This window comes from Stenotrophomonas sp. KH_036_B (genome assembly GCF_057839485.1).
Window position 1 is genome coordinate 1,675,963 of the sequence record NZ_CM174491.1, and the last position, 13,587, is coordinate 1,689,549.

Below are 13,587 nucleotides of genomic sequence, written 5' to 3' on the forward strand. Positions count from 1 at the left end.
GGGCAGGGGCTCAGTCGCACCAGTGGATGCGCAGCTGGGCGCTCTCCAGGTTGATCGCATTGAGGATGGGATACAGCTGTGCGTTGTTGCTTTCCAGTGCCTGCTTCAGCACTTCCAGCTTCTGTTTGCCACGCAGCAGCAGCAGTCGCTGGCGGCACTGGCGCAGGCCGTGCGGCGTCAGCGTGATACGCAACGGCCACTGGTTCGCGCCCGGGCAACCGGTGGCATCCAGCGCCGCGTAGGGCAGGGTGCTCTCCAGTGCGCGGGCCAGGTCCTTCGAACCCGGGAACAGCGAGGCGGTGTGGCCATCGTTGCCCATGCCCAGCACCGCCACTGAGGGTTTCTCGGTGTGCTGCGCCTGCAGGTTGGCCGTGTACACGCATTCGGTGATGGGCTTGCCGACCCGCACCAGCGGGTCGAAATGCGCGCCGTCGGCACGATTGAGCAGGCTCTGTCGGACCAGCCATGCGTTGCTGTCGCGGTCCTGCGGCGACAGCCAGCGTTCGTCGACCAGGCTCACTTCCACCCGGTCCCACTGCACGTCCAGCTCGGCCAGCGCCTGGTACACCGGCGCCGGCGTCGTGCCACCGGACAGCAGCATGCGTGCGCGGCCGTGGGTCTCGATGTCGTAGTTGAGGATCTGCGCCATTTCGGCCGCAATCGCCTCGATCCACGCATCGGCATCGCCGTGCCGGACCAGGGTGAAACGGTCGGAAGTCTCAAGCAGGTTCATGCGGCGTCTCCGGGCAGGTCACGTTCGATATCGGCGGCGTACGCCGCCGCGCCGAGCAGTCCGGCGTGCGGATGCATCACGGCCAGCGACGGCACCCGGGCCATGATCGAAGAGAACCGGCCCTTGTGCTCGAAGCGCTGGCGGAAGCCCGAGTGCTGCAGCGAATCCAGCATCTTCGGCACCAGGCCACCGGTCAGGAAGACGCCGTCCCAGGCGCCCTGGATCAGCACCAGGTCGCCGGCGATCGCGCCGAACACCGCGCAGAACACATCCACGGTGCGCATGGCCTGCGGGTCGCCGTGCAGGGCGCGTGCGGTGACGTCGACCGGCTGCAGCTGGCCCGGATCGACACCCGCCATTTCGCAGACCGCGCGGTGGATGTTGACCAGGCCCGGTCCGCAGATCAGGCGCTCGTTGGAGACCCGGCCGAACTGTTCCGAGAGGATCTCCAGGATGCGGATCTCCTCCGGCGTGCCCGGCGGGAAGCTGACGTGGCCGCCCTCGGTTTCCAGCGGATAGCAGCGGCCATGACGCAGGATCAACCCGCCCACGCCCAGCCCGGTGCCCGGGCCGATGACCGCATAGTTGCGCGGCTGGCCAGGCTTGCCCGGCACCCACGCCGCGCCGCCGACCTGGATCACGTCCTGCGGCTGCAGCAGCGAGATCGCCATGGCCTGCGCGGCGAAGTCGTTGATCAGGTGCAGCTGGTCGAAGCCCAGCATGTGCGCGGTGCGTGCCCGCGAAATCACCCACGGATGATTGGTGATGCGTGCTTCATCGCCATCCACGCGGCCGGCCACGGCGAACACGCCGCGGCGCGCCTCGGCGCCGATCTGCTCCAGGTAGTGGCGCGCGGCCTCGCCGAGCGACGGGAAGTCGGCCACCCCGAATTCGCGGATGCTGTCCGGCAGCAGCGGCGCGGCAAGGCTGGTGTCGGCCAGCGCGAAGCGTGCGTTGGTGCCACCGATGTCGGCGACCAGCGCCGGTTGCGTCAACACCGTCATGCCGGATCCTTGCGGCCAGCGTCGGCATCCACGTCAGCAGGCAGGAAGCCCAGGGCTTCCTCGGGGCCCCACACGCCGGCCGGGTAGGGCTGCAACGGCAGCTTCGCTTCCTTCCAGGCATCGCTGACGCTGTCGATCCAGGCCCAGGCCGCGCGCACTTCATCGTCGCGCACGAACAGCGCATGGTTGCCGTTGAAGGCGTCCAGGAACAGGCGTTCGTAAGCGATGCGCCGGTGCAGGCCGGTCGGTACCGACAGCTCCAGCTCCAGCGGATGCAGTTCCAGCGCACCCCATTCCGGGCCGGCCAGGCTGCTCATCAGGCCCAGCTCGATGTTTTCCTGCGGCTGCAGCTGGAAGGTGATGCGGTTCGGCGTGGCATTGCCGCGGTCCGGGCGTTCGAACAGCCAATGCGTGACCGGCTTGAGTGTGACCACCACGCGCGTGGTGCGCTCGGCCAGGCGCTTGCCGGTGACCAGGTGGAACGGCACGCCGGACCAGCGCCAGTTGTCGATGTGCGCGGTGACCCCGGCGAAGGTTTCCACGTCGCTGCCTTCCGGCGGCTGGTAGGCCTGCGCGGGCTGGCCGTTGATGGTGCCGGCGGTGTAACGGCCGCGGACGCTGTCACGCGCGGCGTGCCTGGCATCGAGCGGGCGCAGGGCGCGCAGCACCTTGACCTTCTCGTCGCGGATGCGGTCGGCTTCCAGCGAGGCCGGCGGCTCCATCGCCACCAGGCACAGCAGCTGCAGGATGTGGCTCTGGACCATGTCGCGCAGTGCGCCGGACCGGGCGTAGTAGGCATCGCGGCCATCCACGCCTTCGCTCTCGGCGACCAGGATGTGCACCGATTCGATGTAGTTGCGGTTCCACACCGCCTCGAGCAGCGTGTTGCCGAAGCGCAGCGCGATCAGGTTCTGCACCGCGGCCTTGCCCAGGTAGTGGTCCAGGCGGAACACGCGGTCTTCGTCGATCCACTGGCCGATGGTGGAGATGATCTCCTCGGCGCTGGCGCTGTCGCTGCCGATCGGCTTCTCCAGCATCAGCCGGTGCGGGGCCGCCAGCGCGCCGCCCTTGGCCAGGCCTTCGCAGGTGGAGATGTAGAGGCCCGGTGGAATGGCGAGGTAGCTCACGCAGTGGCGGTCGACCAGGTCGCTGACCGATTCGGCCACCGATTCCGGATTGCGCAGGTCGACCGAGCGGTAATCGATACGCGACAGCAGCGACTGGATGTCGTCCTGGCTGGCCGCCGGCATCGCCTGCTGCAGGCGCGGACGCAGGATGTCGCGGAACGCGTCGGTGTCATGCGGGGACAGGGCCAGTGCGCGGACCTTGAAGTCCTCCGGCAGCAGTCCGTCGCCCAGCAGGCGCAGCAACGAAGGGAAGAGGTAGCGCTGGGCAAGGTCGCCAGTAGCGCCAAACAGGAAGAGGGTGTCGTGCATCGCTCGAGTTTCAGATCCGGGTGACATCGTTGTCAATCGCTTCTCGTCTATGTTCTCGGGGGTCTCGCCGGCCGTGCTGTCGTGTTGCTGCGACGCAACATGAACAGGTACGGGCCCGCCCATCATGGGGCATGTCACGGGCCCATCGGGAGAATGTGCTTCCCTTGATGCCACGCGGTCATGACCGATCATTGAATACTGCCACGTGAAAACGTTTACATGGCAGAATGGACAGACTGTATTCGATTGCAGTGGTCGTCGTCATGCGGCACCACGCCATCGACCTGCCATCGGGAGGGCCGAAGGCAGTTCCGCACAACAGCCCGGCAGCGGGCGGACTGGAATGGGTGATATGGCAAAAGTGCAGTTGCAGGGCGTACGCAAGGTCTACGACAACGGCCAGGTGGCTGTTCAGGGTGCGACCTTCGAAGTGGCCGATGGCGAGTTGATGGTCCTGGTGGGGCCGTCGGGGTGTGGCAAGTCGACCCTGCTGCGCATGGTCGCTGGCCTGGAAGAGATCAGTGGCGGCACGCTGACCATCGGTGACCGCGTGGTCAACGACGTGGCGCCCAAGGATCGCGACATCGCCATGGTGTTCCAGAGCTATGCGCTGTACCCGCATATGACCGTGGCCGAGAACCTGGCCTTCGGGCTGAAGCTGCGTGGCCACGACAAGGCCACCATCGCCAAGCGCGTCAACGATGCGGCACAGACGCTGGGCCTGACCGAGATGCTCGACAAGCTGCCCAAGGCGATGTCCGGCGGCCAGCGTCAGCGCGTGGCACTGGGCCGCGCGCTGGTGCGCGAACCGGCGGTGTTCCTGCTCGACGAGCCGCTGTCCAACCTGGACGCCAAGCTGCGCCACAGTGTCCGTACCGAAATCGCCCAGCTGCACCGCAAGCTCGGCACGACAATGATCTACGTGACCCATGACCAGGTCGAGGCGATGACCCTCGGCCAGCGCATCGTGGTGCTCAAGGATGGTGTGATCCAGCAGATCGACACGCCCATGGCGCTGTACGACCGGCCGGCCAACCTGTTCGTGGCCGGCTTCCTCGGCAGTCCCGCGATGAACGTGCTGCGCGGCGCCCTGGAGCGCGATGGCGACGGCGTCGTGGTCCAGGAGGCATCGCTGCGCGCGCCGCTGGGTGCGGCCACGATCGACCCGGCCTGGATCGGCCGCACGGTGGCCGTGGGCGTGCGCCCGGAGCACCTGCAGCCGGCGGCGGCCGGCGAGGCCACCGCCTTCGAGGCGAGCATCGAAGGCATCGAGCCGGTCGGCAACGAGATCTTCGTCAACATGCGCCATGGCCAGCAGGCGCTGGTGATGCGCGTGGCCCCGCAGGCCTTGCCGGCCGTAGGCGAGTCGATCCGCGTGGCGATCCAGCCGCAGGGGCTGCATTTCTTCGACGCCGAATCCGGCGAGCGGTTGAATCACGACGCGTGATGCGTCGTGGTGCCGACACCGCGCAGCCACGCAGGGCGTGGCTCTACGGAGATTGGCTTCGTTCGGCATGGCGTTGACACGCAGGGCGTGTCACTCCGCGTGGTGCCGACACCGCGCAGCCACGCAGGGCGTGGCTCTACGGAGATTGGCTTCGTTCGGCATGGCGTTGACACGCAGGGCGTGTCACTTCGCGTGGTGCCGACACCACGCAGCCACGCAGGGCGTGGCTCTACGGAGATTGGCTTCGTTCGGCATGGCGTTGACACGCAGGGCGTGTCACTCCGCGTGGTGCCGACACCGCGCAGCCACGCAGGGCGTGGCTCTACGGAGATTGGCTTCGTTCGGCATGGCGTTGACACGCAGGGCGTGTCACTTCGCGTGGTGCCGACACCACGCAGCCACGCAGGGCGTGGCTCTACGTCGGGTTGGTTGATGATCGGTAGAGCCACGCCCTGCGTGGCTGCACGAAGCGCCCGGCTGGGCTAGCGGGCCAGGCCGTCCAGCAACGGAACGCCATGGGCTTCAACGCCGCCAACGCTCAGGGCGCCCTCGGCCATCTCCAGCGGCAACACCGCCAACGCCAGGTCGCCCGCCACGCTGGCCACCGTGCCGATGGCCGCACCGTTCTGCTGCACCTGCGCGCCGCTCGCGGTGCCGTCGGCCACCCGCAGCAGCTGCAACGCACGTTTGGCCTTGCCCAGGAAATGGGTGCGCGCCACGATCTCCTGGCCGGGATAGCAGCCCTTCTTGACGCTGTACCCGTTCAACCGGTCCAGGCCGAGCTGCTGCGGGGTCCACTGCTCGCGCTGGTCGGCCGACAACCGCGGCAGCCCATAGCGCAGGTCGGACTGGCGCCAGGCCCGTTCAAAGGCGCCGTCATCCGCAGCGGTGGAGGCGGGCGGCGGGGCGATCTTCAGTGTGCGGGGCAACGCGTCGCTGCCCACATCCAGCTCCAGGGTCTCATCGGCAACGGCGATTGCCGCGCCAGATGCCGCTTCCGGCGCAGTGAAGCTGCCGGCGACCACCAGGTCGGTCCGGACCTCGATCTTCAGCTTGCGGCGGAACACGAAACGCTGCAATTGCGACGCAATCGCATCGGCATCGCCGTCAGCCAGCACCAGCAGCACGTGCTCCTCGTCCACGCGCAACAGCTGAAACACAGCCAGGGTGCGGCCCTTGGCGCTCAGCCAGGCGCTCCACTGCCAATGCCGCACGGGCAGGGCGGTGACGTCGCTGGAGAACTGGGCATGGGCGAACACCGCCGCCTCGGGGCCGCGCAGGCTGAGCAGCGCGTGACCGGAAAGGCGCGGAAAACCGATGAAATCGAGGGCGAGGTTGTCAGGCACGTGAACGGGGTCTAAAATTTGTGCGTTGCGAGAACACCCATGATAGGCCAAACAACCCCCACTCCAGATTCCCAACCTGAAGCTCCGCTGGTGCCGGACGAGCAGCCGCTCGCCCAGACGCCTGTGGCGCCTGTGGAAATCGGTGGCCGCGGCGGACTCGATCCGGTGCGGTATGGAGACTGGGAAAAAAACGGACGCTGCATCGATTTCTGATCAGCATTGAGCCAACGCGGCATTTTGCCGCCCAGCCGAGACAACGAGCCCAGCGAATGGCCGCCAGAGAACGTCCCCTTTCCCCGCACCTTCAGGTGTATCGCTGGCAGATTCAGATGGCCACCTCGATCCTGCATCGAGCGACCGGTATCTTTCTGTCTGTTGGAGCCTTGATCATCGCCGGCGGCCTGCTGGCCCTGATGATGGGTCCTGAATCCTGGAGCTGCTTCACCGGCCACGCCGGCAGCTGGTATGGAAAGCTCTTCCTGTTCGCATGGACGTGGTCGTTCGCCTACCACCTGTGCAACGGCATCCGCCACATCACGCAGGACTTCGCGATCGGCTTCAGCATCCCCGCCTTCGTGCGCAGCAGCTGGATCTCGGTCATCGCCAGCCTGGTGATCACCGCGCTGGTCTGGGCCTACGTCTTCGTCGGAGCCGCCGCATGAACAAGTTCCGTACCCCGCTGAAGAACGTGCGTGGCCTGGGTGCCGCCAAGACCGGCACCGAGCACTTCGTGGTGCAGCGCCTGACCGCCACCGCGCTGGTCCCGCTCACCATCTGGTTCCTGGTCTTCGTGCTGAGCCTGGTCAACGCCGATTACGTGACCGCCGCCGACGCGGTGTCCAAGCCGTGGAACGCGGTGCTGCTGGTCGGCTTCCTGGTCGCGATGTTCTGGCACGCCCAGCTGGGCCTGCAGGTCGTGCTGGAAGACTACATCCACAACTCGCTGCTGGCCCTGGCGCTGCAGACCACGGTGAAGTTCATCGCCGTGCTCGGCGCGATCGTCAGTGTTTTTGCGGTCGCCCGCATTGCGCTCGGCGTTGCCTGAGTCCAGGCACCAAGACAGGAATCCAGATTAGATGTCCGCTTACAAGATTACGGAACACAAGTACGACATGGTCGTGGTGGGCGCCGGCGGTGCCGGTCTGCGCGCCACGTTCGGTCTTGCCGCCAAGGGCCTGCAGACCGTCTGCCTGACCAAGGTCTTCCCGACCCGCTCGCACACCGTGGCCGCGCAGGGCGGTATTTCCGCCGCGCTGGGCAACATGGGCGAGGACGACTGGCGCTACCACTTCTTCGACACCATCAAGGGTTCGGATTGGCTGGGTGACCAGGACGCCATCGAATACATGTGCCGCGAAGCGATTCCGGCCATCATCGAACTGGAACACTACGGTGTGCCGTTCAGCCGTACCGAAGACGGCAAGATCTACCAGCGCCCGTTCGGCGGCATGACCACCAAGTACGGCGAAGGCCCGTCCGCGCAGCGCACCTGCGCCGCGGCCGACCGGACCGGCCACGCCATGCTGCACACGCTGTACCAGCAGTCGCTGGCGCACAACGCGCGCTTCATGATCGAGTACTTCGCGCTCGACCTGATCTTCGATGAGGAAGGCGTCTGCCGCGGCGTGCTCGCGCTGGACATGGCCGACGGCTCGCTGCACCTGTTCCGCGCCCACGGCGTGGTGCTGGCTACCGGCGGTTACGGCCGCGCCTACTTCAGCGCCACCTCGGCCCACACCTGCACCGGCGACGGCGGCGGTCTGGTCATGCGTGCCGGCCTGCCGATGCAGGACATGGAGTTCGTGCAGTTCCACCCGACCGGCATCTACGGCGCGGGCTGCCTGATCACCGAAGGCGTGCGTGGCGAAGGCGGCATCCTGCGCAACAGCAATGGCGAGCGCTTCATGGAGCGCTACGCACCGCATTACAAGGACCTGGCGTCGCGCGACGTGGTGTCGCGTTCGATGACCATCGAAATCCGCGAAGGCCGCGGCGTCGGCGAGCACAAGGACCACATCCTGCTCGACCTGACCCACCTCGGCCCGGGCGTGATCGACGACAAGCTGCCGGGCATCGCCGAAAGCGCGCGCATCTTCGCGGGCGTGGATGTGCACAAGCAGCCGATCCCGGTCATCCCGACCGTGCACTACAACATGGGTGGCATCCCGACCAACTACCACGGTGAAGTGGTGCGCAAGGTCGGCGACAACCCCGATGCCGTGGTGCCGGGCCTGTACGCCATCGGCGAAGCGGCCTGCGTGTCGGTGCACGGCGCCAACCGCCTGGGCTCCAACTCGCTGCTCGACCTGGTCGTGTTCGGTCGTGCGGTGGCCAACCGCTGCGCCGACACCATCAAGCCGGGCCAGCCGCACAAGACCCTGGCGTCGGATTCCTGCGACAAGGCGCTGGGCCTGCTGGACAAGCTGCGCTACGCCAATGGCGACACCCCGACCTCGGTCATCCGCGATCGCATGCAGCGCACCATGCAGAACGACGCGGCGGTGTTCCGGACCAGCAAGACGCTGGAAGAGGGCTGCACCAAGATGGCCGATATCTTCGACTCCTTCCAGGACGTCAAGGTGTCGGACCGTTCGCTGGTGTGGAACTCGGACCTGATCGAAACCTACGAGCTGAACAACCTGCTGCTCAACGCGGTGGCGACGATCAACTCGGCCGAACAGCGCAAGGAAAGCCGCGGTGCGCATGCACACGAGGACTTCCCGGACCGCGACGACGTGAACTGGCAGAAGCACACGCTGGTCAATGTCGACGACAACGGCAAGTGCAGCTTCGACTACCGCCCGGTCCACATGTACACGCTGAGCAAGGACGTGGACGTGGTCCCGCCCAAGCCGCGCGTGTACTGAGAGACCTGCGGCATGACCTCCGGCTACGCAGCGCCTGCTTCCGCCTCCGCCCGCACGGGTGGGGTGGTGCGTGCGCCGCTGGCCGGCGGGGTCGACTTCCTCATCTTCCGAGCCAGCCGCGCCTGCATTGCAGCGCGAGCCGCCTGAGCCAACGAGAACAGCCATGGCCGAGTTTTCCCTCCCCAAGAATTCCAAGATCGGAAAGGGCAAGCACTTCCCCGCCCAGAGCGGTGCGAAGAACACCCGCACCTTCAAGATCTACCGCTGGAATCCCGACGACGACAGCAATCCGCGCACCGATACGTATGAGATCGATCTGGACGCCTGCGGCCCGATGGTCCTGGACGCGCTGATCAAGATCAAGAACGAGATCGATCCGACCCTGACCTTCCGTCGTTCGTGCCGCGAGGGCATCTGCGGTTCGTGCGCGATGAACATCGACGGCACCAACACGCTGGCCTGCACCCGCGCCATCGCCGACTGCGGCAAGGCCGAAGTGCCGATCTACCCGCTGCCGCACATGAGCGTGATCAAGGACCTGGTACCGGACCTGACCCACTTCTACGCGCAGTACGCGTCGATCAAGCCGTGGATCCGCACCCAGACCCCGCCGCCGCCGGACCGTGAGCGCCTGCAGTCGCCGGAGGACCGCAAGAAGCTCGACGGCCTGTACGAGTGCATCCTGTGCGCGTGCTGCTCGACCAGCTGCCCGAGCTACTGGTGGAACGGCGAGCGTTACCTGGGCCCGGCGATCCTGCTGCAGGCCTACCGCTGGATCGTCGACTCGCGCGACGAAGACACCGGTGCGCGCCTGGACGACCTGGAAGACCCGTTCAAGCTGTATCGCTGCCACACCATCATGAACTGCGCCCGGACCTGCCCGAAGGGCCTGAACCCGGCACTTGCGATCGCCGAGATCAAGAAGCTGATGATGGCGCGCCGCGCCTGATGGCATCAGGTGACACGTCTGACGTGTCGCTCTGGCGCCGCGATGACACGCATGGCGTTTCGTTGTGGTCTGGCACCGCGATGACACGCATGGCGTTTCGTTGTGGTCCGGCACCGCGATGACACGCATGGCGTGTCACTACGGGCGGCGCCGCGATGACACGCATGGCGTGTCACTACGTGATCGACCCGCGTAGGGACACGCCATGCGTGTCCGCGGTGCAATGATCGAACCCGGTAGAGCCACGCCCTGCGTGGCTTTGCCACATCTGGAAACCCGGAAAAATGGACGAACAGACCCTCCTCAAGAAACTCCGCTGGCGCTGCCGCCGCGGCATGCGCGAGCTCGACCAGCTGTTCGAGCGTTATCTCGACCGCGAATGGGCCACTGCACCGACCGACGAGCGCGAGGTTTTCCTGCGCCTGCTCGACTGCGAAGACGATAAATTGTGGCGCTGGTTCATGGGATACGAGGCCTGCCCGGATGCCCAGCTCAGCATGCTCATCGCCCGGATCCGCGCCCTGCCGGCTTGAATGGCGTCCCTCGCGCTGGCAGGCCGCCGCGCACCTGCTGTTCGCGCTGCTGATGCCCTGGGTGGCGACCGCCACCGCGCTGCCCGCCGCCGCACACTGGCCGGTGGGCCTGCTCGCCGGGGCAGGGGCGGCACTGCAGGGCTGGCGTTACTCACGACAGTCGCCCTGTTCCATCCTCATCCCGGCCGGTGCGGCCCCGGCCCTGGTCGATGGCCACCCGGTGGACGCACTGTCGCTGCATGACCGCGGCGCGCTGCTGCAGCTCCGCTGGCGGCTGCACGGCCGCCGGCAGGCGCGGCTGTTCTGGCCCGACACGCTGCCTGCGGCCCTGAGACGTGAACTGCGACTGGCCGTGCAGGCACGTCCCATTCCGCGTTCACGTCCGTGATGGCACCATAGCGCGAATACTCCGGCGTACCTGCATGTTCAAACCCATACCAGTCGCTATCGGCCTGCGCTATCTGCGGGCCAAACGCCGCAACGGCTTCATCTCCTTCATCTCCATGGCCTCCATCCTGGGCATTGCCCTGGGCGTGACCGTGTTGATCACGACACTGGCGGTGATGAGCGGTTTCCAGAAGGAAATCCGTGACCGCCTGCTGCAGATGACCGCCCACACCACCATCACCGCCGATGGCGCGCCGATGTCGGACTGGCAGCGTGCCGTCGAGGTGGCCCACAAGGATCCGCGCGTGGCCGGTGCGGCGCCGTACATCGAGATCCAGGCCATGCTCAGCGGGCCGCGCGTGCAGGGCGCCATCGTGCAGGGCATCGACCCGGCGCTGGAGCCTGCCGTGTCGGTGATCAACACCAAGGTCACGAAGGGCAGCTTCGACAGCATCACCCCGGGCAGCTACAACCTGCTGGTGGGCAAGGAGCTGGCGACCTGGCTGGGCGTGGACGTGGGCGACACCGTACTGGTGACGCTGGCCGAAGTGCAGGGCACCCCCATGGGCGCCATGCCGCGGCTGAAACGCTTCACCGTCAGCGGCATCTTCGAGGCCGGGTACAACGAGATCGACCGCGGCGTGGCCTACGCCAACATGGCCGACCTGGAGCGCGTGCTGCGCATGGACGGCGTGACCGGCGTGCGGCTGAAGCTGCATGACATGGACAAGGCGCTGGAGGTCGGCGTCGACCTCGCGCACGGCCTGGGCGGCGCGTACCGGGTCAGCGACTGGACCCAGCAGAACGCCAACCTGTACCACTCGCTGCGCATGGAAAAAGTGGTGATGGGCATCCTGCTCTCGCTGATCATCGCCATGGGCGCCTTCAACCTGGTGTCCTCGCAGGTCATGCTGGTCACCGACAAGCAGGCCGACATCGCCATCCTGCGCACCCTCGGCCTTACCCCCGGCGGAATCATGCAGGTGTTCATGGTGCAGGGCTCGCTGATCGGCATCTTCGGCACCGTGCTGGGCGTGGTGGGCGGCATCACCCTTACCTTGAACCTGGAGCGGATCCTCGGCGCGATCGAGACGCTGTTCAACGTCAAGCTGCTGCCGGAAGACGTCTATTACATCACCGGCCTGCCTACCGACATGCAGACCCCGGACATCGTCATCATCACCGTGGTTGCCCTGGTCATGAGCTTCCTCGCCACCCTGTATCCCGCGTGGCGCGCCGCCCGCACCCAGCCGGCGGAGGCCCTGCGCTATGAATGAGCCGATCAACCGTGGCGACGAAGTCATCCGCGCCCAAGGGCTGGCCAAGACCTATGCCGAAGGCCGCATGCAGACCCCGGTGTTCAACGGCCTGGACCTGAGCGTGGCCGCAGGCGAAACGGTCGCGATCATCGGTGCCTCCGGCGCCGGCAAGAGCACCCTGCTGCACCTGCTGGGCGGGCTGGACACGCCCACTGCCGGCGAAGTGTTCGTGGCCGGCCAGCGCATGTCGGCCCTGTCGGACAGCCAGCGCGGCCGCCTGCGCAACCGCGCACTGGGCTTCGTCTACCAGTTCCATCACCTGCTGCCCGAATTCACCGCGCTCGAAAACGTGATGATGCCGGTGCTGCTGGCCGGCGAAGAGGTGGCCGACGCCAAGGGTCGCGCGCAGGCCTTGCTGGAGTCGGTGGGGCTGGGGCATCGGCTCGACCACAAGCCGGGCGAGCTGTCCGGGGGCGAGCGTCAGCGCGCCGCCGTGGCGCGCGCACTGGTCAACCGCCCGGCCTGCGTGCTCGGCGACGAGCCCACCGGCAACCTGGACGACAAGACCGCCGCCACCGTGTTCGAGCTCATGCTGGAACTCAACCGCGCCCACCACACCAGCCTGGTGCTGGTCACCCACGACCGCAGCCTGGCGCGCAAGCTGGACCGGGTACTGGAGCTGCGCGAAGGGCGCCTGCACAGCCTGGCCCACAGCCAGGTCTGAGCTGGGCGCTGAACGGCCGGTCAGGCGGGTGGAAGACCGGTCGTTCCCGGGTACATGATCCGGGTGTTCATCACACAACGGAGGGGCCATGAAGAAGCTGATCGCAGCGGTCGTTCTGGGTATGTCGCTGGTGGCCTGTGCCAGTACCGGCCGCCTGAGCAGCACCGAGCGGCTGGCGCTGTACCGCGCGCATGCCGGCCCGCCGCAGCAGGACATGCAGTATTTCGGTTCCCTCAACGGCTGGACCGAGCTGGGCGACAGCGCGCTGGCGGTCTGGACGCGCCCGGGCGAGGCGTACCTGCTCGAACTCCGTGGCGACTGCCAGGGGTTGAGCTATGCCACCGCGATCGGCCTCACCAGCCAGATGGGTCGCGTGTCCTCGCGCTTCGACAAGGTACTGGTACGCGACTCCACCAGCGGTCCGCAGGTGCCGTGCTTCATCGGCAGCATCCGCAAGCTGGATGTGCAGGCATTGCGCGCCTCCGAAAAGCAGCTGCGCCAGGCGCAGGTGCGGTAGTGCCGGCCGCTGGCCGGCTCCCCATGAACCCCGTATCTCGCGTGGATCCGGCCGCTGGCCGGCTCCCCATGAACCCATCATCGCGAGGATCCGGCCAGCGGCCGGCACTACGGCCTACGCCTCCGGCACGAACCCCGCCGGGGCCTCGGCGCCGCCGCCGAACAGGTACTTCACCAGTTCCTCTTCCAGGAACGCGCGATGCTTGGGATCGCGCGGCGAGAGGCGGTTCTCGTTGATCAGCATGGTCTGGTGCGCCAGCCACTTGCTCCACGCGCTCTTGCCGATGTGGGCGAAGATGCGCTGGCCCAGTTCGCCGGGATACGGCACGAAATCCAGGCCGTCGGTGTCGCGGTGTTCGTATTGGCAGAAAACGGTGCGGGACATG

The 13,587-nt window shown here is 66.9% G+C and carries 16 protein-coding genes; 11 read left to right on the forward strand and 5 right to left on the reverse strand.

The features are described from left to right. Positions 1–10 precede the first annotated feature (10 nt). Genes pgl through zwf form a run of 3 tightly spaced genes read right to left on the reverse strand, consistent with a single transcriptional unit; the run spans position 11 to position 3,173 of the window. On the reverse strand, positions 11–733 hold the full coding sequence (pgl, locus tag AC3ITN_RS07705; protein ID WP_489392544.1) for a 6-phosphogluconolactonase: 723 nt from the start codon (positions 731–733) through the stop codon (positions 11–13). Then, positions 730–1,737: a glucokinase gene (glk, locus tag AC3ITN_RS07710; protein ID WP_313344017.1), complete on the reverse strand. Its 1,008-nt coding sequence runs from the start codon at positions 1,735–1,737 to the stop codon at positions 730–732. Before glk ends, pgl begins: the two co-directional genes overlap by 4 nt. Next, positions 1,734–3,173 (reverse strand): glucose-6-phosphate dehydrogenase, encoded by a 1,440-nt coding sequence (gene zwf / locus AC3ITN_RS07715; RefSeq protein WP_489392545.1) that lies wholly within the window; start codon positions 3,171–3,173, stop codon positions 1,734–1,736. The genes glk and zwf overlap by 4 nt, the downstream gene beginning before the upstream one ends. 352 nt (positions 3,174–3,525) lie before the next feature. Between zwf and AC3ITN_RS07720 the strand changes: the two genes are divergently transcribed. Beyond that, entirely contained in the window at positions 3,526–4,620 is a 1,095-nt protein-coding gene (locus AC3ITN_RS07720) for an ABC transporter ATP-binding protein (RefSeq protein ID WP_489392546.1), read from the forward strand. Between the two features lie 482 nt (positions 4,621–5,102). Here the strand turns inward: AC3ITN_RS07720 and ygfZ are convergent, their stop codons facing one another. Next, positions 5,103–5,966, reverse strand: a complete 864-nt coding sequence (gene ygfZ / locus AC3ITN_RS07725) for a CAF17-like 4Fe-4S cluster assembly/insertion protein YgfZ (protein WP_489392547.1) — start codon at positions 5,964–5,966, stop codon at positions 5,103–5,105. A gap of 39 nt (positions 5,967–6,005) precedes the next feature. Here ygfZ and AC3ITN_RS07730 point away from each other — a divergent pair, with 39 nt between their 5' ends. The 10 genes from AC3ITN_RS07730 to AC3ITN_RS07775 all read left to right on the forward strand — a co-directional run bounded on the left by AC3ITN_RS07730 (position 6,006) and on the right by AC3ITN_RS07775 (position 13,202). After that, positions 6,006–6,179: a DUF1674 domain-containing protein gene (locus AC3ITN_RS07730; protein WP_313344026.1), complete on the forward strand. Its 174-nt coding sequence runs from the start codon at positions 6,006–6,008 to the stop codon at positions 6,177–6,179. Positions 6,180–6,235: 56 nt separating this feature from the next. After that, positions 6,236–6,628 (forward strand): succinate dehydrogenase, cytochrome b556 subunit, encoded by a 393-nt coding sequence (sdhC, locus tag AC3ITN_RS07735; RefSeq protein WP_313344027.1) that lies wholly within the window; start codon positions 6,236–6,238, stop codon positions 6,626–6,628. Then, a complete protein-coding gene (gene sdhD / locus AC3ITN_RS07740; protein ID WP_313344030.1) occupies positions 6,625–7,011 on the forward strand; it encodes a succinate dehydrogenase, hydrophobic membrane anchor protein in 387 nt (128 codons plus the stop codon). The genes sdhC and sdhD overlap by 4 nt, the downstream gene beginning before the upstream one ends. 31 nt (positions 7,012–7,042) lie before the next feature. After that, positions 7,043–8,833 carry a succinate dehydrogenase flavoprotein subunit gene (gene sdhA / locus AC3ITN_RS07745; protein WP_313344033.1) on the forward strand — a complete coding sequence of 597 codons (1,791 nt, stop codon included), beginning with the start codon at positions 7,043–7,045 and terminating at the stop codon, positions 8,831–8,833. A gap of 163 nt (positions 8,834–8,996) precedes the next feature. Further along, on the forward strand, positions 8,997–9,782 hold the full coding sequence (locus tag AC3ITN_RS07750) for a succinate dehydrogenase iron-sulfur subunit (protein WP_489392548.1): 786 nt from the start codon (positions 8,997–8,999) through the stop codon (positions 9,780–9,782). 284 nt (positions 9,783–10,066) lie between these two features. Then, positions 10,067–10,315 (forward strand): FAD assembly factor SdhE, encoded by a 249-nt coding sequence (locus AC3ITN_RS07755; protein ID WP_489392549.1) that lies wholly within the window; start codon positions 10,067–10,069, stop codon positions 10,313–10,315. After that, positions 10,266–10,703 carry a hypothetical protein gene (locus AC3ITN_RS07760; RefSeq protein WP_489392550.1) on the forward strand — a complete coding sequence of 146 codons (438 nt, stop codon included), beginning with the start codon at positions 10,266–10,268 and terminating at the stop codon, positions 10,701–10,703. Before AC3ITN_RS07755 ends, AC3ITN_RS07760 begins: the two co-directional genes overlap by 50 nt. Positions 10,704–10,737: 34 nt before the next feature. Beyond that, positions 10,738–11,979, forward strand: a complete 1,242-nt coding sequence (locus AC3ITN_RS07765; protein WP_313344044.1) for a lipoprotein-releasing ABC transporter permease subunit — start codon at positions 10,738–10,740, stop codon at positions 11,977–11,979. Next, positions 11,972–12,685, forward strand: coding sequence for a lipoprotein-releasing ABC transporter ATP-binding protein LolD (gene lolD / locus AC3ITN_RS07770; protein ID WP_313344046.1), 714 nt, complete (start codon positions 11,972–11,974; stop codon positions 12,683–12,685). Before AC3ITN_RS07765 ends, lolD begins: the two co-directional genes overlap by 8 nt. 88 nt (positions 12,686–12,773) lie before the next feature. Further along, positions 12,774–13,202 carry a DUF6491 family protein gene (locus AC3ITN_RS07775; RefSeq protein ID WP_489392551.1) on the forward strand — a complete coding sequence of 143 codons (429 nt, stop codon included), beginning with the start codon at positions 12,774–12,776 and terminating at the stop codon, positions 13,200–13,202. 114 nt (positions 13,203–13,316) lie between these two features. Here the strand turns inward: AC3ITN_RS07775 and AC3ITN_RS07780 are convergent, their stop codons facing one another. Further along, the gene (locus tag AC3ITN_RS07780) at positions 13,317–13,586 is read right to left on the reverse strand and encodes an oxidative damage protection protein (RefSeq protein WP_489392552.1); all 270 of its coding nucleotides are present in this window, start codon (positions 13,584–13,586) and stop codon (positions 13,317–13,319) included. Between the last annotated feature and the right edge of the window lies 1 nt (position 13,587).

Coding starts and splice junctions, on each gene's coding strand:
- AC3ITN_RS07775 (WP_489392551.1), top strand. CDS start 12,774: ATGAAGAAGCTGATCGCAGCGGTCGTTCTGGGTATGTCGCTGGTGGCC.
- AC3ITN_RS07750 (WP_489392548.1), top strand. CDS start 8,997: ATGGCCGAGTTTTCCCTCCCCAAGAATTCCAAGATCGGAAAGGGCAAG.
- AC3ITN_RS07765 (WP_313344044.1), top strand. CDS start 10,738: ATGTTCAAACCCATACCAGTCGCTATCGGCCTGCGCTATCTGCGGGCC.
- sdhA (WP_313344033.1), top strand. CDS start 7,043: ATGTCCGCTTACAAGATTACGGAACACAAGTACGACATGGTCGTGGTG.
- sdhD (WP_313344030.1), top strand. CDS start 6,625: ATGAACAAGTTCCGTACCCCGCTGAAGAACGTGCGTGGCCTGGGTGCC.
- AC3ITN_RS07755 (WP_489392549.1), top strand. CDS start 10,067: ATGGACGAACAGACCCTCCTCAAGAAACTCCGCTGGCGCTGCCGCCGC.
- AC3ITN_RS07730 (WP_313344026.1), top strand. CDS start 6,006: ATGATAGGCCAAACAACCCCCACTCCAGATTCCCAACCTGAAGCTCCG.
- AC3ITN_RS07760 (WP_489392550.1), top strand. CDS start 10,266: ATGCCCAGCTCAGCATGCTCATCGCCCGGATCCGCGCCCTGCCGGCTT.
- lolD (WP_313344046.1), top strand. CDS start 11,972: ATGAATGAGCCGATCAACCGTGGCGACGAAGTCATCCGCGCCCAAGGG.
- AC3ITN_RS07720 (WP_489392546.1), top strand. CDS start 3,526: ATGGCAAAAGTGCAGTTGCAGGGCGTACGCAAGGTCTACGACAACGGC.
- zwf (WP_489392545.1), bottom strand. CDS start 3,173: ATGCACGACACCCTCTTCCTGTTTGGCGCTACTGGCGACCTTGCCCAG.
- AC3ITN_RS07780 (WP_489392552.1), bottom strand. CDS start 13,586: ATGTCCCGCACCGTTTTCTGCCAATACGAACACCGCGACACCGACGGC.
- sdhC (WP_313344027.1), top strand. CDS start 6,236: ATGGCCGCCAGAGAACGTCCCCTTTCCCCGCACCTTCAGGTGTATCGC.
- glk (WP_313344017.1), bottom strand. CDS start 1,737: ATGACGGTGTTGACGCAACCGGCGCTGGTCGCCGACATCGGTGGCACC.
- pgl (WP_489392544.1), bottom strand. CDS start 733: ATGAACCTGCTTGAGACTTCCGACCGTTTCACCCTGGTCCGGCACGGC.